1 protein-coding gene is annotated in these 327 nt (G+C 66.4%); it reads left to right on the top strand.

Translation table 11 applies throughout. From position 1 onward, the window contains the following. Nucleotides 1–9: 9 nt before the first annotated feature. Nucleotides 10–327 (top strand): terminase gpA endonuclease subunit (locus ACLBXP_RS25445; protein WP_447670613.1); only part of this gene is annotated, 318 nt, incomplete at its 3' end.

Genomic DNA, 327 nt, shown 5'->3' with positions numbered 1-327 from the left:
TTCCAAGCGCTGGCGTGGGAGAACGTCCGGTGGCCTGATACGCGACGCGATCGAGCCTTCTACCAGTGCTCCGAGTGCTTCGAGGCAGTTGGCGAAGCGGACAAGCCGAGGGTGCTGGCCGAAGGGCACTGGCGTGCCACCACAGCGGGCGACGGCCGCTCCATCGGCTTCCACCTGTCGGCATTGTACTCGCCCTTCGAGACCTGGGCGGAGACCGCCATCGAGCATGGGCTCGTGAAGAACGATCCCAGTCGCCTCCAGGCTTGGGTGAACCTGAAGCTCGGAGAGCCCTGGGAGGATCGTGCCGCGCAAGGCGTGACGCCGGCT

It is taken from the genome of Methylobacterium sp. A54F (assembly GCF_053346035.1).
Note: the sequence above shows the minus strand (reverse complement) of the source record. Positions and strands in the feature narration are given on the sequence as shown.